General features: G+C 32.8%; 15 protein-coding genes and 1 tRNA gene. 11 read left to right on the forward strand and 5 right to left on the reverse strand.

Annotated elements, in window-relative coordinates:
- The first annotated feature begins 274 nt into the window (after positions 1-274).
- Together HM982_RS00875 and HM982_RS00880 are read left to right on the forward strand one after the other, a co-directional pair.
- Positions 275-1,504: a metallophosphoesterase gene (locus tag HM982_RS00875; RefSeq protein ID WP_179351242.1), complete on the forward strand. Its 1,230-nt coding sequence runs from the start codon at positions 275-277 to the stop codon at positions 1,502-1,504.
- Between the two features lie 252 nt (positions 1,505-1,756).
- A complete protein-coding gene (locus HM982_RS00880) occupies positions 1,757-2,053 on the forward strand; it encodes a thioredoxin family protein (RefSeq protein WP_179351243.1) in 297 nt (98 codons plus the stop codon).
- A gap of 113 nt (positions 2,054-2,166) precedes the next feature.
- Here the strand turns inward: HM982_RS00880 and HM982_RS00885 are convergent, their stop codons facing one another.
- Complete coding sequence (locus HM982_RS00885) at positions 2,167-2,835, reverse strand: polysaccharide deacetylase family protein (RefSeq protein ID WP_179351244.1); 669 nt, start codon at positions 2,833-2,835, stop codon at positions 2,167-2,169.
- A gap of 6 nt (positions 2,836-2,841) precedes the next feature.
- The gene (locus HM982_RS00890; protein ID WP_179351245.1) at positions 2,842-6,243 is read right to left on the reverse strand and encodes a glycosyltransferase family 117 protein; all 3,402 of its coding nucleotides are present in this window, start codon (positions 6,241-6,243) and stop codon (positions 2,842-2,844) included.
- Between the two features lie 152 nt (positions 6,244-6,395).
- Here HM982_RS00890 and HM982_RS00895 point away from each other — a divergent pair.
- The 4 genes from HM982_RS00895 (at position 6,396) to HM982_RS00910 (ending at position 10,122) form a co-directional block, all read left to right on the forward strand.
- Positions 6,396-6,468: transfer RNA gene (locus HM982_RS00895), tRNA-Gln, on the forward strand.
- Positions 6,469-7,029: 561 nt separating this feature from the next.
- Positions 7,030-7,206: a hypothetical protein gene (locus HM982_RS00900; RefSeq protein ID WP_179351246.1), complete on the forward strand. Its 177-nt coding sequence runs from the start codon at positions 7,030-7,032 to the stop codon at positions 7,204-7,206.
- 137 nt (positions 7,207-7,343) lie between these two features.
- A complete protein-coding gene (locus HM982_RS00905) occupies positions 7,344-9,380 on the forward strand; it encodes a tetratricopeptide repeat-containing sensor histidine kinase (RefSeq protein WP_179351247.1) in 2,037 nt (678 codons plus the stop codon).
- 73 nt (positions 9,381-9,453) lie between these two features.
- The gene (locus tag HM982_RS00910; RefSeq protein ID WP_179351248.1) at positions 9,454-10,122 is read left to right on the forward strand and encodes a response regulator; all 669 of its coding nucleotides are present in this window, start codon (positions 9,454-9,456) and stop codon (positions 10,120-10,122) included.
- Between the two features lie 260 nt (positions 10,123-10,382).
- Here the strand turns inward: HM982_RS00910 and HM982_RS00915 are convergent, their stop codons facing one another.
- Positions 10,383-10,880: a DUF456 domain-containing protein gene (locus tag HM982_RS00915; protein WP_179351249.1), complete on the reverse strand. Its 498-nt coding sequence runs from the start codon at positions 10,878-10,880 to the stop codon at positions 10,383-10,385.
- A gap of 190 nt (positions 10,881-11,070) precedes the next feature.
- Between HM982_RS00915 and HM982_RS00920 the strand changes: the two genes are divergently transcribed.
- The 4 genes from HM982_RS00920 to HM982_RS00935 all read left to right on the forward strand — a co-directional run bounded on the left by HM982_RS00920 (position 11,071) and on the right by HM982_RS00935 (position 15,517).
- The gene (locus tag HM982_RS00920; protein ID WP_179351250.1) at positions 11,071-11,433 is read left to right on the forward strand and encodes a BlaI/MecI/CopY family transcriptional regulator; all 363 of its coding nucleotides are present in this window, start codon (positions 11,071-11,073) and stop codon (positions 11,431-11,433) included.
- A gap of 167 nt (positions 11,434-11,600) precedes the next feature.
- Positions 11,601-13,778, forward strand: coding sequence for an energy transducer TonB (locus HM982_RS00925; protein ID WP_246296548.1), 2,178 nt, complete (start codon positions 11,601-11,603; stop codon positions 13,776-13,778).
- A 12-nt stretch (positions 13,779-13,790) separates the two neighbouring features.
- On the forward strand, positions 13,791-14,921 hold the full coding sequence (locus HM982_RS00930; RefSeq protein WP_179351252.1) for a tetratricopeptide repeat protein: 1,131 nt from the start codon (positions 13,791-13,793) through the stop codon (positions 14,919-14,921).
- Between the two features lie 116 nt (positions 14,922-15,037).
- Positions 15,038-15,517 (forward strand): hypothetical protein, encoded by a 480-nt coding sequence (locus HM982_RS00935; RefSeq protein WP_179351253.1) that lies wholly within the window; start codon positions 15,038-15,040, stop codon positions 15,515-15,517.
- A 112-nt stretch (positions 15,518-15,629) separates the two neighbouring features.
- Here HM982_RS00935 and HM982_RS00940 read toward each other — a convergent pair whose 3' ends face one another.
- Positions 15,630-16,766 (reverse strand): glycosyltransferase, encoded by a 1,137-nt coding sequence (locus HM982_RS00940; protein WP_179351254.1) that lies wholly within the window; start codon positions 16,764-16,766, stop codon positions 15,630-15,632.
- The gene (locus HM982_RS00945; RefSeq protein ID WP_246296549.1) at positions 16,760-17,680 is read right to left on the reverse strand and encodes a lysylphosphatidylglycerol synthase domain-containing protein; all 921 of its coding nucleotides are present in this window, start codon (positions 17,678-17,680) and stop codon (positions 16,760-16,762) included. Before HM982_RS00945 ends, HM982_RS00940 begins: the two co-directional genes overlap by 7 nt.
- Positions 17,681-17,794: 114 nt before the next feature.
- On the opposite strand from HM982_RS00945, the gene HM982_RS00950 reads away from it, so the two are divergent.
- Complete coding sequence (locus tag HM982_RS00950; RefSeq protein WP_246296550.1) at positions 17,795-18,400, forward strand: DUF481 domain-containing protein; 606 nt, start codon at positions 17,795-17,797, stop codon at positions 18,398-18,400.
- Positions 18,401-18,408 lie beyond the last annotated feature (8 nt).

Raw genomic sequence — 18,408 nt, forward strand, 5'->3', positions numbered from 1 at the left:
TTCTATAAAGTATAAAAATAATCTGATTAAATTTATGTAGTAACACCATCTTAAAACATCGGCATACTAACTTATAGGTGAATGGCATCGTTTTCTGTTTACCTTGTTATAATACTACAACAATCTAAAGTTTTGTTGACTCTATCTTCTGGTGCGTAGCTGTAATCTGATAAATGTTTGTGGCTTTTTATTTTTTTTAGATAAAAATCTTTAACAGTTTGATAAGATGAGTCTGCTCTGCAGATGTTTAACTTTGTAGGCTTAAAACTATTGAATGATTCGCTGGATACTTTTTGCCATTCTATTTATATTATTGACCCTTTATGGTTTTCAAGCTGTGAAAACCGTAACCAAACAAACTTGGGTGTATTATTTGTTTTTTGGTATCGCTATTATTGTTGCTGGTAACTTTATTTTTCAATTTGCATTATCTAGTGAAGGGCGTGTGTTAACACCACGAAAGAGTTATGCGTTTGGCTTCTTACTGACCTTTATGGCATTCAACTTAGTGCTAATCCCTTTTTTAATAGGTGAAGATATTATAAGAGGTGCCATAGGTCTTTATGAAAAAAGATTGTCACCAAAGGAAGTTTTTCATTTGCCATCACGACGAAAATTTATAAGTCAAATTGCCTTAGGGTTAGCAGCTATTCCGTTTTCATCACTTTTATATGGAATGTATAAAGGAAAATACGATTTTAGAGTGCTCAATTATACCTTGCATTTTGAGGATTTACCCGATGCTTTTGACGGTTATAGGATAACACAGATTAGTGATATACATTCGGGTAGTTTTGATGATAAGAATAAGATAGCATATGCCATTGACTTAATTAATGAACAGGCCTCTGATGTGTTATTGTTTACAGGAGATATGGTAAATAATAAAGCATCAGAAATGTTGCCGTGGATGGATACCTTTTCGAAATTGAAAGCTAAAGATGGTAAATTTTCTGTTTTAGGAAATCATGATTATGGTGATTATGTAGATTGGAATACCCATGCTGAAAAATCACAGAATCTTGAAGATTTAAAAACCATTCAAAAAGACATTGGTTTTGATTTGTTGTTAAATGAAAGTCGTTATCTCGAAAAAGACGGTCAGCGATTGGCATTGGTTGGTGTTGAAAATTGGGGGAAAGGTGGTTTTAAAAAAGCAGGTGATTTAGAAAAAGCAGCCTCGAAAATTCAGCCTGATGATTTTAAAATCTTGATGTCCCACGATCCAAGCCATTGGGAAGCGAAAGTGTTAAACGACCCGTATCATTATCACCTCACTTTAAGTGGTCATACCCACGGCATGCAATTTGGCATTGAAATTCCGGGATGGGTTAAATGGAGTCCTGCTAAATGGCGCTACAAACAATGGGCAGGCATCTATACAGAATCTGGTCAACACATTAATGTCAATAGAGGTTTTGGCTTTTTAGGTTTTCCTGGTCGTGTGGGTATTTGGCCAGAAATCACGGTTATTGAACTTAAAAAAGGTTCAAAAGAGGTCTAATACTACATTTAACATGTGGTGATATCTAAGGCTTGACGCTCTTTTTTAGTCGAAAGGCTTGTTGTTAATCAAATATTGATTTTTAATATATTTAAACATATTTCATTTTCTAGAGGGGGCATCTGTATTGAAATTGGTGTAATTGTAAAGAATTGCTTATTTTTATGAAATAAGTACTTACTTAAAATGGCTTAATATTCAATTTTGAGTTAGGTTTTAAAGTACTTATGTATTTGACTAAAACACTAGCGTATGTCAAAATTTGGGGAATTAATAGATGTTGAAATTCCAGTTCTTTTGGACTTCTACACAGAGGCTAATGGTCAATCCTTAGCAATGCATCCTATACTTAAGGATGTTGCGGCTGCTTTAGGCGATAAGGCTAAAGTGATTAAGATTGATGTGGCTAAAAATAAAGAGCTCGCAGAAGCCCTGCGCGTTAAGAGTTTGCCGACTTTAATTATCTATAAAAAAGGTGAAATGAAATGGCGCCATAGCGGTGAACAAGATGCTAATGCATTGATTAATATTATGCAAGAGTACGTTTAATAAAAATCTAAGAGGTTAAAATCTCATTATTAGGAAAATAGACTTATTTGTATTTCGGTGTTTTATTGAATTAAGCCTATAGAATCCTTATTTCGTTAAGATTCAAGTGCTTTTTAGATGCAATTTAAACTCTTAAAACAGAATCCACGTGCACTGAAATATTCTAAAACTTTTGGTAGTACATATTCTAAATTTCTTGATGCTTTTACACTATCATGAAATACAATAATACTGCCTTCTTTGGCCGTAGAAGTTACATTTTTAAGGCATGTTTTTTCGCTCACTCCAGTATCCCAATCATAGGATAGTATATCCCATAAGATAATTTTGTACCCTAACGTTCTAAGCTGTTTACTTTGGCTAGATTTAAATTTACCGTAAGGCGGTCTAAAAAGGTTTACGTTAGATTTGCAATTAGTGATTTCAGGAGCTTTGATATATGAATCTATGGCATTTTGGTTTTTTTCAACATCCAGAAGGTAATCCTCTGTTCTGTGTTTCCAGCCTTTTAAATGATTGTACGTGTGATTGCCTATAGTATGTCCTTCATTTATGGTATGTTGAAAAATTTCAGGGTGCTTTTTAATGTTATTTCCAATACAAAAAAACGTTGCTTTTGCGTTGTACTTTTTTAAAACTGATAACACCCACTCTGTAATTTCAGGTGTTGGGCCATCGTCAAAGGTTAAATAAAGTGCTTTTTTTGAAGTGTCCATATTCCAGGTAAAATTTGGGAACAGTGCTTTTACAAAGTCGGGCGTTTTAACTGGAATAATCTTCATGTTAATTTATGGCTCAGGAATAAATTGATCAATCGTATCTTTAATGGCGTTCTGTATATCGATATCATCAGGAACTTCTGGTAATTCGTCTTCATCACTATAACGATTCATAAGCTCATCAAAAAGACTTAGGTAGCTATTGAATTTTCGTGTTTCATTTAAAGCAAATTCCTCATCATTATAGATAACGAGAATATCAATTAGTGATCGGTAACGTTGAATATCCATATAAATATCTTCGCCTACCACCATTTCTTGGTCATCTAAAGGAAGACTACTGTAATAGGCTAAGTTTTCCTGATATTTTTCTGCAACATCCTTGTAAAGCGCCCGTCCTTTTTCTACGTTTCCTATTTCGTAATAAGCACTAACATAAGGCTCGAGTAAGGAGTAAAAGCCAAACTTATCTACAGGCATTTTTTCCATAGCGATGTCTGCAATTTCTTCAGCTTCGTCTAGTTTGTCTTCATTAATGAGTTCTTCAATTAAACGTGCTAGGTTTCCTCTATAGGTAATACCGTTTCTTCGGGTTTCAATGTCGTAATACATCTCTTCGCCACTGCCGCCCCATTTCCAGTTCTTCACCATATCGTACATCAAATCAGGGTCAACACGGCCCATATCGTAAGGATTAGCTCGGTCTACAGGTGTTTTAATTGGCACGAGTTTATAACACATACCATCGAGCTGTAAGTAATCTTTTAACCATACATAATCTTCGGCTCCAAAAGCACCACCAGTAAAATAGATAGGGCGTTCCCAATTATTGTTAGCCAAGATATCTAACATTAAAAGACGGTTTTTATAGATATAGCTCCCTTCAATTTGCATATAAAGGTTGTCAACTATTTTATCAGCGTCTTTAGGTTTTACGAGTCCTTTTTTAAGCACGACATCTTTGTTAACAGGAATGCTAATATTTCGTGTCGGGAAATAATTAGAGTTAACTAAATGTTTAGGATATAGACTAGGGTCTTCACCTTGTCTTTCTGCTACATACCTAAACTTTGTATTTGGTCGCTCACTAGAGACAAAATCCATAAAATCTTTTATCGGTAAGGTGTCCTTAGTGATTTCTCTTCTAATAATAACATCTCTTGTACCTCCTCGATATTGCTCGTGTGTTAATTGAGACGGAATAGGATCACTATCGTACGCTTTGCGTTTCATTTGGTCAATGTACCAATCGGTTTGAAATAAGCTTGTATTTACGACTCTAACATCGGTACGTACACCTTCAATTTCTTGTAAATACCAAAGAGGAAAGGTATCATTATCTCCAATGGTAAATAAAATGGCATTAGGAGCACAAGACTCTAAATATTTACGAGCCATGGAATTGGTAGTGTATTTACCAGAGCGATCGTGATCGTCCCAGTTATTAGCGGCTAAAATACCAGGTACAATAACAAGGCAAGCTAAGGTAATTGCTGGCGCTAAAAATTTTGTTTTAATACTCGCTTTTAAAAGATCATAGATGGCATAGACACCAAAACCAATCCAAATAGCAAATACATAAAAAGAACCTACAACGGAGTAGTCACGCTCTCTTGGTTCAAATGGTCTTACATTGGTGTAAAATTGAATCGCAATACCTGTAAGTAAAAAGAACACTAATAAGACCCAAAAACGCTTTAAATCATTATACATCAAGAAAAAGAAGCCTATTAAACCGAGTATTAATGGTAAAAAATAATAGGTGTTTCTAGCTTTGTTTTCTAAAACATCGGTAGGTAAATTATCTTGAGATATGCCTACGGTCCAACTGTCTATAAAGTTGATTCCAGAAATCCAATTTCCGTTTTTATGGTTGTAGCGTCCTTGGATATCGTCTTGTCTTCCTGTGAAATTCCACATAAAATAACGCCAGTACATATACCCAAATTGGTATTGAAACATGTACGTAATGTTATCCATAAATGTAGGTTTCTCAATGATTAAGTATTGTTGTCCATAGCGACTTAAAAACTGATTAAAACCTTCATAATCAATTTCACCATTGGCAACACGGGTTCTAAAATCATAAACCAATTGGTCAAATTGTTGTTTTTCTCCCAACGCATATTGTCCTGCTTGTTCTTCCGTTAAGCCCGCATTTAATGCTTCATTGTAAGCCCTTGTTTGTAGATTGGGGTCAACTTTAAAGTCAATTAAACCCGTAAAGATCATATAGTTCTCTGCATGTTCTGAACTCCACATACGAGGTAAAATTGACGCATGTTCATGGTTGTAATTTTGCTTACTTTTCTCCCAATCGTTTATAATAATATACTTCCCCGTTTCCTCATCGCGTTCGTAGTTCTTTTTGTCATCTACAAACGGTTCCTCTTTATCTTGGCCAGAGTATACTTCGGTAAACATTGGGCCATAAAAAAGGTGTGTTTCTGGGTATTGCTCTAAATTGTAATAAGCTAAAAGTTCTCTGGCATCAGAAGGGTTGTTTTCATTAATAACAACATTGGCGTTTGCACGTATAGGAAGCATCATCCAAGAAGAGAATCCGATGAAGATAAACATCAAACAAAGTACAAGTGTATTAGCGTGTTTTAAGTCTTTTTTTCGGGTGTAGTTTAAGCCAAAATAAAATAAAGCAATGACCATTAACCCTGTGATGATGGTCCCTGAGTTGAAGGGTAAACCAACAGAATTTACAAAAAACACCTCTAAGTAACCGAAGAGTTTTAGGGTTGATGGTAGTAATAATTTGAATATAAAAAGTAGAATAGCAGCAGAAGCAATATTTGCAATGATGAAATTCTTAATGGTAATTGTTTTGTAATTTTTAAAATAATAGAGTAATCCAATAGCAGGAATGGTAAGTAATCCCATAAAGTGAACTCCGAAAGATAAGCCGATAACAAAGGCAATTAAAATTAACCAACGGTTACCTCGAGGTTTGTTCATGTCTTGTTCCCAACGTAGTCCTAAGTAAAATAAGATGGCCATTATTAAGGTTGCCATGGCGTAAACTTCGGTTTCTACGGCGTTAAACCAAAACGAATCTGTAAACGTAAATGCTAAACTTCCTACTAAAGCACTTCCTAAAATTGCTAATGCTTTATTTGTGTTTTTATCTTCATTGAATCTCGTAAGTTTAACGAGAAGTAATGTGATGGTCCAAAACATAAAAAGAATGGTAAATGCACTCGCAACACCACTCATCATATTCATTATCATTCCAATTTGCGAAGGTTCTAGAGCAAATAGAGAGAAAAAGGCACCAAACATTTGAAATAAAGGCGCTCCAGGTGGGTGACCTACTTGCAATTTAGAAGAGGTTAGGATGTATTCTCCGGCATCCCAAAAACTAACAGTTGGTTCAATGGTGAGTGCATATACGACGCATGCTACGGCAAAAACAAGCCATCCGAGAATGTTGTTCCACTTTTTAAAGTTAAATTCTGTCATGAAAACCTTTCTTAATAATGAGGGCGAATTTACTAATTATTAGATTAATGCCTACTTTTTTTAAGTTAACCTTAAGTATTTTAAAATATTTTTCATTTTTAGTTTGCCTAAATGAAACTTTGTTTTAAATTTGCATCCTCAAAATGAGATATTGGCCTATGGTGTAACTGGCAACACATTGGTTTTTGGTACCAAAGAGTCTAGGTTCGATCCCTAGTGGGCCAACAAAATCCTAATTCGTTTACGAATTAGGATTTTTCTTTTTTATAGCATATTGTTAAAATTATTTGATTTTTTAGAATCCCCCTTAGCTTCTCAGACGATATAAACATAGATTATTACAATCAATCATCATGTAAAATGAGCTTCTAGCGTCTAGAGCTCATTTTTTTTGCTCTTAACTTTATATTCTGTTGAAAATCATATTTTTGAAAAATTATTTTTTATGTAAACACAAAGTTATCAATAAGTTATGAACAAAAAATGTGTTTTTGGTCGATGATAACGACCGTTTAGTCGAGGATTTTTTTGGCGCTTTCAGAAATACGTTTATATTTGTAATTCTTAATAACCCCTCAGTATATTTATTAAGACCTATTTTAATCCATTTGACTGTTAAGCTATTAGGCATACATCTTGCTTAGAAAAACATCCCTCGTTTTTAATTTCAGTATCATTTTAGGTTTCGCCTAAAAAAGTTAATAATCCATTTATAACCCTTATTGTATCGCTTTGCGCTACACTTATAATTGTTAACTAAATTTTTAACCCTAAAATTATATACTTATGAAAACCCTAAAAATTACTATTGCTTTAATTGCTGTATCATTATTAACTGTTTCAGGTGTGAAATCTGATGCTGTTGCTGCTTCTTCGGATGAGAATCCTACTGTTAAAGAACAAACTAATTATGATTTGTTAGCACATTCAAAAATTAGACTGAAAATTAAAACTCAAGCATAAAACAAATTGTTTTTTATAAAAACAAATAGCCTACTTATTTTAAGTGGGCTTTTGTGTGTTTATAGGTCTTAATCAATTAAAAAGTCTTTTTCCTAATTTAGACTATATTTGATTTTCAAAATCATTATTGGATCTAAATGCGTTACTACTTAAATTTACTATTCCTAATCTTTTTTGGTGTCACATTTTCTCAGCATCAAAATCTAACGCCATTAGATAGTATTATTAAATTACGAGAACTCTCTCAAAATGAAGAATTAGCTAAAGATGTAAGGATAAAATATGCAAAAAGAGCCGTTAGCTTATCTAACGAATTTAATAAAGATACAACTCGATTGGCAAGTGGGAGAAATTTAGGCTTGTTGTATGATAAATTGGAAAAAATAGATTTGTGGCAACAACAAAATTCGAAAAACTTATTGCTAGCAACTAAAGTTTCTGATACCTTAGCTTTAGCTGTCGCCAATTTTAATATAGGTCTCGCGAAGCATTTTTATGAAACGCAATATGATAGCGCCTATTATTATTATAAAGATGCCCTTAAGTATTACATTCATCTCGGTGATTCTGAAATTGTAGGCTCGTTATATCTTTATATTGCTGAAATTCAAAATACAGAAAAAGTATATATCAGTAGTGAAGAAAACGCCATAAATGCTTTAAAAATATTCAATAGCTTACCAGAAACTGAAGCGAGTAAAGATGACATGTGGATTGTTTATAACCTTTTAGGTGTTGTTTCACTTAATTTAGGACATTATAATAAATCTTTGGAATATCATAAAAAAGCATTAGATGTGGCTAGTGATATGGAAGACGGGATGTATAATAAAACCGTATCCTATAACAATCAGGCATACCTATATAATAAACTAGAGAATTATGAAGAGGCCATTCGACTTTATAATGAGTTAATTGATTTACGATCGGTTTACGAAGTTTATGACCCAACATTTTATCCTTTAATCATAGACAATCTTGCGTATACAAAAGTACTTGCTGGTCACACGGATTTTGATAACATTGAAGCAATGTTTTATGAGGCTTATGATATTAGTACGAATTTAAATGATGATATTACCAAACTCGCTATCACCATTGATTTAGCTAAATACTATAATCATCGTAAAATTAATGATTCTACTTTGGTTTATTCACAAAAAGCTTATAAGCTATCTAAAAGGCTTTCTTCAAATGAAATTTTATTAGAATCGATGATTCTACTATCTGAAATAAAAAGTGGCGATGAAGGAAAGAAATATTTAAAAGAGTATATAAAACTTACCGATAGTTTATTATATGTTGAGCGAAATGTGAGAAACAAATTTGCTCGAATTGAACTTGAAACAGACCAATTAGAAGCTAAAAACAAACAGATTTCTAAAGAAAACCTTTACTTGTTAATCTTATCAGCGGGGCTTTTGCTCACTGTGATATTGGTTTACGTAGTTATTTCTCAACGATCAAAAAACAGGAAGTTAAAGTTAGCGCAAGTACAGCAAAGAGCTAATGAGGACATTTACAACCTAATGCTTACTCAGCAAGAAAAAATAGATGAAGCACGCGCTAAGGAGAAAATTAGAGTGTCAAAAGAACTCCATGATGGTGTTTTAGGAAAACTTTTTGGTGTGCGATTAAGCTTAGATAGCATCAATTTTAAAGAAGGAAAAGAAGCGATTTTAGCGCGCGCAAAATATATTGACCAACTTCAGGCTATTGAGCAAGATATTCGTAAAATATCACATGAATTAAATATGGATTTTGTGTCGGGTTCTGGTTATATTGATATTTTAACCGAGTTGATTGAAAACCAGTCTCAGGCTTATAATTTAGGATGCGAATTCAACTCCTCTGATGCTATAAATTGGGATTTGGTGAGTAATAAAATCAAAATTAATATGTATCGGATTATTCAAGAGTCCATGCAAAATATCTACAAACATGCTAAAGCAAATACGATTAAAATTAGTATTTCATTAGAAAAAGACTTAATTTGCTTAGGTATTATTGATGATGGAGAAGGCTTTGATACTTCTAAAAGTAAAAAAGGGATTGGCTTAAAAAACATGACCTCCCGTGTAGCAGATATCTACGGTAATATAAGCTTCAATTCTCAATCTAACAGTGGTACAGAAATAAGTGTTAAGATTCCATATTTAAACCAACCAACATAATTTGGATACTGTATAATTTTATTTTTAAAGTTTATGATGTGTGCCAAATGTGATAAAAAAGAACTATAACCACATGAATCATATCAATATTTTAATGGTCGATGATCACCCCATTATTATCGAAGGCTATCAAAATGTGTTAATGGCGACTAAACAAGATGATCAGGTTTTACATATCGATACTGCTAATAATTGTGATGAAGCTGTTGCGATGATTGAGCGTGCTTCAAAAAAATATCCTTATCACGTTTGTTTTTTTGATATTAGCCTACCACCATCAGAGGATGGTAAGTTTGCTTCTGGTGAGGATCTTGCTCTATTAGCAAAACGCTTAATGCCAAGAGCAAAAATTGTGATTCTTACGATGTTTAATGAAACGTATAGAATTCATAATATAATTAAAGAAATCAGTCCTGATGGTTTTTTAATTAAAAGCGATTTAACATCTATGGAGTTGGCAGATGGTTTTCAGCAAATTTTAAATTCACCACCATATTACAGTACCACGGTAAATAACTATTTAAAGAAAACAATTTCAAGTGATATTTATATCGATGATATTAATCGAAAAATTCTACACTTACTATCTCAAGGAATCAAAACAAGAAGTTTAAATGCCTATATCGATATTTCTACAAGTGCAATTGAAAAACGAAAAAAACAATTGAAACTCTTGTTTTCTGTTGAAGACGGAAAAGATGAATCGTTATTACAAGAAGCGCGCGAAAAAGGGTATTTATAAGAAAAAGGAATAAAAATCAACTTTTTTATAGGTTGAATAGCGGCTCGTAGTTACCGTTAATTATGAGAAGTACGGTTTTTCCACATCAAGTCTACGGTTTTTCCGCAATATAAAATCAAATAGCTTATATATATTTACCACGTCAACAAGAATTAATTTATCCCTTATTAAGTCATTGTTGAATTAATAGCAAGAATATCAAACCTAGTTACAGCTTTGTAGCTAGGTTTTTTAATAGGTAAAAATTAAGGTTAAAAACTCTAATACCAATTTGCATTATGTTCTGCTAATTTTGCAATAAAAAAGCCTAAGTACACTACGGCAACTATAAACTTTAAAAAAGTAGAAGCTATAAAGCCTAAAAAAGACCCAAATGCTGCTTTTGTAGCTTTATTAATGTCATTTCTGTGAATCATTTCGCCTATTAGTGCACCAAAAAAAGGGCCTATAATAATTCCAAAAGGAATAGGAGCAAGCAGTCCAATAATTAAGCCTAAAGTCGTACCAATCATTCCTGCTTTACTGCCGCCAAATCGTTTAGTGCCTATCGCTGGAATGATATAATCTAACACATAGATAACCAAGGCGATTATAAAGGTTATAATTAGAAATGACGAACTTAAATCCACCCCTTCCGTAAAGTGAAGTACTAAAAGTCCTGCCCAGCTTGTCAGTGGCCCTGGAATTACAGGTAAAAAGCTGCCAAGAATCCCTAGTATCATTAATAACAATGCTATAAGTGCTAAGAATATTTCCATGTGATTATGTTTATATTAATAAGACGCATAAAAATGGCTTTAGTTACAATTTTATAACTAAATATTTAGTTTAAACTATAATTTTAGTTATATTAGCGCTATTATTTAAAGAAAATCATAACGTGTTACCTGAATTTGTTTCAGGATATCAGAATAATAGTCAATAAACTCTTAATAAAGTTCAAAATAAATGAAACAGTTAACTAAAGCTGAAGAAGAAATAATGCAAGCCTTATGGCAACTAAAAAAAGCCAACGTAAAAGCGATTATTGAAACCTTGCCTAAGCCAAAACCTGCTTATAATACCGTCTCTACAATAGTAAGAATTTTAGAGACTAAAGGTTTTGTTGACTATGAGAAAAAAGGGAAAGGGCATGTATATTTTCCTATAGTTGAAAAGGCGTCTTATAGTAATCAGTCCATAAATAAATTGGTTGATAATTATTTTCAAGGCTCTTTTAAAAGTATGGTGTCCTTTTTTGTTCAGAAAAATGATGTTGATGTAAGAGATATAGAGACTTTGCTAGACGAAATCAATAAAGACACTAAATAATGTTGTATTCCATTCTTCAAATAATAGCATTTCAGGCGCTGTTTTTACTAGTGTACGACTTGTTTCTAAAGCGTGAAACATTTTTTAATTACAATAGAGCGTATTTAGTAATAACTTCTATTTTAGCCTTGGTGCTCCCATTTATAACGTTTCCAAAACTAAAAAAAATGGCAACTCCAGATATGGTGATTCACTTACCTGAAGTCTTTATAGGTACAAAATCACCAACGGTCTATGAGATGCAGACCGCTGAAATGGCGGGTATTGTTTTAGAACAGCCGCAAACTCCAATATGGCAAATTATAGCACTTGTCGGGATTGGGATTACAACACTTATTTTTCTCATTAAAATAACCAAATTGTATTGGCTAAAATACAAAAACCCTAAGCGCTGGAAAGGAAATGTACTCATCGTTAACTTGATTCAAAGTAGTGCTGCGTTTTCATTTTTCAATACTATATTTTTAGGGGAACGGATTTCAGAAGCCCAAAAACCAACAATTTATAAGCATGAACTGGTGCATATAAAGGAATACCACACCTTAGATTTATTGTTTTTTGAACTGCTCAGAATTGTATTTTGGTTTAATCCGTTAGTCTATATCTATCAAAATAGAATTAAAGAATTACACGAATATATTGCCGATGCCCAAGCCGTTAAACAGAGTGGCAAATCGGAATACTATACCAGTTTACTCAATCAGGTTTTAGATGTTAATCAGCCATCTTTTACCAATACATTTTTTAGTAAGTCATTAATCAAAAAACGAATCGCTATGTTACAGAAATCAAAATCAAAACAGCTCAATCTCGTAAAGTATGGATTGTTGATTCCCTTAGTATTAGGGATGTTAATTTATACGTCAACTGAAGTTAGAGCACAAGAAAAAAGGACGGAACAAGAGCAGTTTGCAGACCAGGAATTAACAGATGCAGAACTTGTAAAAAAGTATCATACGGAGTTGATTGAAATGCATAAAAAAGGAGGAGCATTTGAGGATTTCATGAATTTTGCAAGTTTCGGTGAGAAAAATATAGGGAAATATGTGTTGTCAAGAGAAGAATATCTAAAATCACAGGCACTTAGAATATTTATTACGAATGATACTAGTAGAAGAAAGTCTGAAGAAGGGTCATTGATCCAAGAGGATATCGATTTTTCAGAATTGATGAAAGAAGAAAAGTATCAAAATTATGAAGACTATAGAGCTTATAAAAAAACTAAAGAAGCTAAAGAACATTGGGAATTAAACACACAATACGGAATTTTAAAACTAATTGTTGATGATTTTTCTAATTTAACAGAAGAAGAGCAAAAACGTTATAACGCTGTATTAAAGCAATTAGAAACGGATAAGTTTTTTAAAAAACTAGTGGTTGTTAGTGGCGAAACTTCAACTATAATCATAGATTCACCTCATGCTGAGAATCAAGAAAGTCATATACTTAAAGATGAAGAGGAACATGTTGAAGTCCCATTTTCGGTTGTAGAAGAAACACCTACTACGTTAGATTGCCAAGATTTAGAAAACAATAGCGAACGAAAAAAATGTATGAATAATTTTGTCAATAAACACATTGGCAAAAATTTCAACACAAGTGTAGCTGATAACCTAAGCCCAGGAAGAAAACGAATTTTTGTGCAATTTAAAATTGATACTGATGGAATGGTTAAAGACATTAAAGCAAGAGGACCGAGTCCGGATTTAGAAACAGAAGCCAAACGAGTTATTGCTACACTGCCTCAATTTGTTCCCGGAAAACAAAAAGGAAAATCAGTAGTCGTGCCTTTTTCTGTACCTATTGTGTTTCAGGTGGCGCAAAAAGCAGGGATTGACACAGCCGTCAATGAAAAAGAAAATTTAAAAACCGCTTTAAATAACTCTGCCCGTAAAAGAGATAAAAAGGAACTTGTTAAATATTTAAAAGAGGAAATCAAGCAATTAGAAAAGGATATTGAACGCTCAGAGGCAATTCCATTTAGCGAAGTTGAAGTTTCACCGCTATTTCCAGATTGTAAATCCGTTTCTGATGGCTTATCGCAAAAAAAATGTTTCACCACTGAAATTAGTAGTTCGATAAATAAAAACTTTGATTTCAGCTTAGTCAATTCTTTAGGTTTGTCCGCTGGCAAAAAGCGAATTTTTATTCAAATGATTTTAGATAAATATGGTGCTGTTAAAAATGTTATTGCCAGAGGGCCACATCCTGATTTAGAAGAGGAAGCTGTTAGAGTTGTAAAATTATTACCGCAATTTACACCAGGTCAACACCAAGGTAAAGCTGTGTCTGTAGCCTATTCTTTACCTCTAGTTATTGAAATTAGCGCGACTAATAAAGAGTAATATCACTGTGTTATGAAATTAAATTTATGGCTTTTAGCTGTTGTTTTTACGTTGAGTGTAAACGCACAAGACCAAATAGATAATGCAGATAATTTTTATGCGAATGGTAATTTTTCAAAAGCCATAGAAACTTACAAGTCGCTTGAAAATTTAGATGCCGTTTATCCTAAAATAGCAAAAGCTTATATGGCTATAGGAAATTATGGAGAAGCTTTAAACTATTTTGAAAAAGCCGTTGAGGTCGATGAAGATAATCTGTTGCTGCAATATGAATACGCTAAACTTTTATCTAGAACTAAGAAGTATAAAGAGGCGAATCAGAAGTTTTTAAACCTAATTGGATCTGATAGCTTAAATCCGAATTACCATTATGAGTTAGGTATCGTTTTAGAAAAGCAAAAAGATAGTACCGCTTTGGAGCAATTTACGACGACGTTTGGGTTAGATTTCACCCATCAAAAAGCCATTTTTAAAATCGCGAAACACCACCTTATAAAACATAATTTTGAACTAGCTCATCGGTTTATAGATAAAGGTCTAGAAAGCTATGAAAACAATGTAGAATTGATAAGTCTAAAAGCACAAACCTTTTATTATCAAGAGGAATATGCAAATGCTGTGGTTTGGTTTCAAAAATTGTTAGAGCTAGGTGAAAAGTCTGAATTTATTTACGAAAAATTAAGTTTAAGTTATGCTCAAAACGCCTATTATGAAGAGGCAATTCGCTATAGAAAACAGGCTTTAAAATATAATCCTTATGATGCGAGTGCGATGTATGTTATAGGAACATACTATGAAAGTTTAAGTGATTTTGAAAATGCAGAAAAGTACATCGCGCTGTCTTTAACCCTTCAGGATGTGTCATTATCTCATGAATATCAAAAATTAGGAATGGTATTAAATCGTCAAAAAAAATATGATGAAGCGATAAAAGCCTTTCAAAAATCGTTAAAAGAAGACCCACTTAATTTTATGTCCGAGTTCTATATTCTGAGAACCAAAGATGAATATTATGCCGATTTAGATAGTAAAATAAACATGTACGAAAAGTATGTTGAGAAAAACGAAAAAAGCCCGTTTGTTAGTTATGCTAAATCCCGATTAAAAGAATTGCGAGAAGAAAAATTCTTGGAGGAAGACTAAAACTTAGTCCAAGAAATAGAAATAGTTACATCATCTGGACCATAGCATCTAAAAGCCAACTAGTCTGTTAATTTTTTAAATAAAATATTGTACTTTTCGCTATCAGAACTGTACTAATGAATCGAATTGTTTGTCTTTTAATCTTACTTATTACAGCGACTTCTTGTAATTATTTCGATAAAAAGAAAGTCTACCCTGAAGATTTGCTTGAAGAAGAACTCCAGACGTTTAATTGGAATGAGGTGGATACCTATCCAACTTTTATGGGTTGTGATGCTATGACAACAAAAGAAGATAATAAGATTTGTTTTCAAAATACGTTAATTACTAATGTGAATCAATTTTTAAGAGCGCAAAATCTTGTCGTTGCTAATGATGTTAAAGATACCATTATCTTAAAAATTATAATTGATAAAACGGGGCTTTTAAACGTAGAATCGATTAAGGTACAACCGGAAACAATTCAAGAAATTCCTGAAATAGACAGTCTACTACGCCAAAGTTTAAAAGGGGTTCCTAAAATTTATCCTGCCATTAAAAGGAACCAACCAGTGACCACAGCATTTGAACTACCTGTAATCGTTAAGATTAATTAAGCTATTGTTGCTACTGAAATATAACACTGAGCGTGGCAGAATTACTCATGGTATAAACGAATTATTTATAAATAGGGTTGAGGAATTTTTAAACCATTAATCCGGCATAAAATCATTTCCTGAATTTTCTCCCTTTCCATTCATAAGATGTAAAAACGGCTAATAAAGCAATACTCACGTTAAAAATAGGATATAAGACACTTGCCAATAAATAAGAGCTAAGTTGTTTTTCTTGTTTAAAAAAGCGTGCTGTTTTAAACAGAAGTAAAAAATCAATACTAAATTTAATAATAAATAAAGCAAAGGCTATTTTAATTGAAAATAGATTGAAATAAACTGCCGGAATCAAGCCTAAGCACAACAAATTTCCTAATAATACCATCAGTCCAATAAGCTTAGTGAACCAATTGTTATAATGGCTAGCTTTTGAAGCCCATCGTAAGCGTTGGTGTATTAAATGTTTTAGGTCTTTAGCCGGACTTGTGGTCACCATAGCATGACTAGATTTTAAGTACTGAACTTTAGCTTGATCTAAAGCTAAAAATTTTTCGAGTAAAAACACATCATCGCCACTAGCAATAGCATCATTATCCTTAAAACCGTTAACAGCAACAAAACTTGATTTACGATATGCAAAATTAGCACCATTGCACATTATAGGGTGTTTTATTCCAAAACCACCAATGGTGGCGCCTTGTAAGCTTAGGAAATCTAAAGTTTGAAAACGATTTAAAAATGAGGTTTCACCATGGTAAGTCACAGGTGCTACAATAGAATTTGGGTGTTGTGTTTGGATAAACGCATCAAAAGCATCGAGCCAATAATTTGGTAAAATACAATCGGCATCAGTCGTTATAATCCAGTTGAATTTTGAGGTTTTTACAGCCGAGTTTATCGCATCTTTTTTAGGTGAGTTAGACTGTCTAATATTTGTAATTGTCTGAATATTAATGTTGTTGAAAGATTTTTCTGAAGTTAATTTAGAAATCACAGTAACCGAATCATCATCAGAATCGTCATCAACTAAAATAACTTCAAATAAATGTCTAGGATACTGTAGTTTAGAAATAGAGTTTAATAAATGAGGAAGACTTTTAGCTTCATTCCGAAACGGAATAATTATAGAAAATGATGTTTTAGAAGGTAAATCTTGGAGTTTAAAATCTGAAACTTGGTCAAAACCGTAGGTCAGCCAGCCTATAATTAGAAGGTAGCTAATACTAATGAAAATTACACCTACTGTTAGCATTGTTTTTCGGGTTTTGGGAATTTAAAATTCAATACAAAATAGCTTCCTACGCTACTCGGAAGTACAAAATTAAACAGCCACATTAGTGTGGTGACACTTAAAATACAGATGGTATTTACATGAATATAACCAAACAAAAATACAGCAATGCTACCTTTTATAACGACATCAAAAAAGGAAATCGTTGGCACTATTGAAGCTAGAAAGTATAGGCTTGTTATAATAGCCATAGCGTTGGTGTAATTGATATCTACACCAAAAAGCGTCAGTAAATAATAAAATTGAAATGAAAAAATAAGATATCTAATTACAGATAATACGAGTGTTAAAGCGTGAGTTTTTAAGGGGATTGATGTTATAAAATTAAGGATAGAAGCCAATGAAAACCCTTTAATTTTAAAGCGTTTTTGCTTCAAAACAAACAGGACTAAAAGACCAATAATCAAAACAGTAACACTAAGTTTAAGAAGTAGCATATGGTTAATTGTTACGCCATATTGATTGATAAAAAACATACCTCCAATACCGCCTAAAACTGTGGTGACCAGCATTTGTGTGCTATTGCTAATAAGGTTTAGCCCTACAATTTTAGTCCTAAGTGGTTTTTTGTAATACATGGCTTTTACGCCGTAATCGCCAATTCTATTTGGTGTAATTAAAGAAGCTGTAAGGGCACCTAAAGTTTGTTCTAAAGCTAATTTAAAGGAAATGGGTTTTAGAGACGCCACTAAATAGTACCATTTTAAAATTTCAAAAAACCAGTTAAACGCACTTAAAAAGACTAAAAAAATGATGGTTTTTAGTGAGAATGTGCTGTTTTCTTTTAAAAATGATAAAAATGTATTGAATTCTAAATCGTCATTACCAACAAGTTTAGTATAAATAAAGTAAAACGCAGCAAGTACAATACTCAATTTTATCAGCACAAAGCAGAATTGTTTAGTTTTGTATGGTAGATGAAAATTCACACTACAAATAAAATCAAAAACTTAGAGATGCAGTACAATTTTAAACATTACCTTTTCTTTTTGAGTCTCGTTTTTATAACGTTTAACTGTGAGGCACAATTTAAAGACACCTCCAAATGGAAAGCTCTTTTTGCTCTTGGTATAAATTATCCAACAACGGACGGTTTTGTAAAAGGCTCGTATGCGCAGCCTGTAAATTTTCCGACGGTAAATTTGGGTATTCAACATATGCTAACCTCACATTATGGGGTAAAATTAGATTTTGGTTTTAATCGGTTTAAAAATGCTGATGACACACCAGAATTTAAAATCAATTATTCAAGAATAAATGCTCAGTTTGTATATGATCCTACAGATTATTTAGGCTTTATTCCAACGCGAATGCGACTTATTGCCCACGCAGGACCTGGAGTTGCATTTGTAAAGCCATTAGGAACTTTGGGTGATAATAAACAGACTTTCTTAAATTTAAATGGAGGTTTAGAAGTCCACTATGCTATAAATGAAAAAGTTTCCGTTTTTACAGATGTCGCTTATTTGTACGGTGTAACGTCTTTAGAGGATTATAATCCGGCTTTAACTGGTTTAGGCGCTTTTAATGGTAGTGTTTTTAACCTTACCTTTGGCCTTGCTGTTTCCTTAGATGGTTGCCGTTATTGTAATTAATTGCTGTA

The sequence above is a fragment of the Winogradskyella vidalii genome, assembly GCF_013403955.1.
In the GTDB taxonomy this organism is placed as follows: Bacteria; Bacteroidota; Bacteroidia; order Flavobacteriales; family Flavobacteriaceae; genus Winogradskyella; species Winogradskyella vidalii.

Bases quoted from the DNA above. Each gene is read 5' to 3' on its own strand.
- HM982_RS00900 (WP_179351246.1), top strand. From the start codon at position 7,030: ATGAAAACCCTAAAAATTACTATTGCTTTAATTGCTGTATCATTATTA.
- HM982_RS00920 (WP_179351250.1), top strand. From the start codon at position 11,071: ATGAAACAGTTAACTAAAGCTGAAGAAGAAATAATGCAAGCCTTATGG.
- HM982_RS00925 (WP_246296548.1), top strand. From the start codon at position 11,601: ATGGCAACTCCAGATATGGTGATTCACTTACCTGAAGTCTTTATAGGT.
- HM982_RS00915 (WP_179351249.1), bottom strand. From the start codon at position 10,880: ATGGAAATATTCTTAGCACTTATAGCATTGTTATTAATGATACTAGGG.
- HM982_RS00940 (WP_179351254.1), bottom strand. From the start codon at position 16,766: ATGCTAACAGTAGGTGTAATTTTCATTAGTATTAGCTACCTTCTAATT.
- HM982_RS00875 (WP_179351242.1), top strand. From the start codon at position 275: ATGATTCGCTGGATACTTTTTGCCATTCTATTTATATTATTGACCCTT.
- HM982_RS00880 (WP_179351243.1), top strand. From the start codon at position 1,757: ATGTCAAAATTTGGGGAATTAATAGATGTTGAAATTCCAGTTCTTTTG.
- HM982_RS00890 (WP_179351245.1), bottom strand. From the start codon at position 6,243: ATGACAGAATTTAACTTTAAAAAGTGGAACAACATTCTCGGATGGCTT.
- HM982_RS00905 (WP_179351247.1), top strand. From the start codon at position 7,344: ATGCGTTACTACTTAAATTTACTATTCCTAATCTTTTTTGGTGTCACA.
- HM982_RS00910 (WP_179351248.1), top strand. From the start codon at position 9,454: ATGAATCATATCAATATTTTAATGGTCGATGATCACCCCATTATTATC.
- HM982_RS00930 (WP_179351252.1), top strand. From the start codon at position 13,791: ATGAAATTAAATTTATGGCTTTTAGCTGTTGTTTTTACGTTGAGTGTA.
- HM982_RS00935 (WP_179351253.1), top strand. From the start codon at position 15,038: ATGAATCGAATTGTTTGTCTTTTAATCTTACTTATTACAGCGACTTCT.
- HM982_RS00885 (WP_179351244.1), bottom strand. From the start codon at position 2,835: ATGAAGATTATTCCAGTTAAAACGCCCGACTTTGTAAAAGCACTGTTC.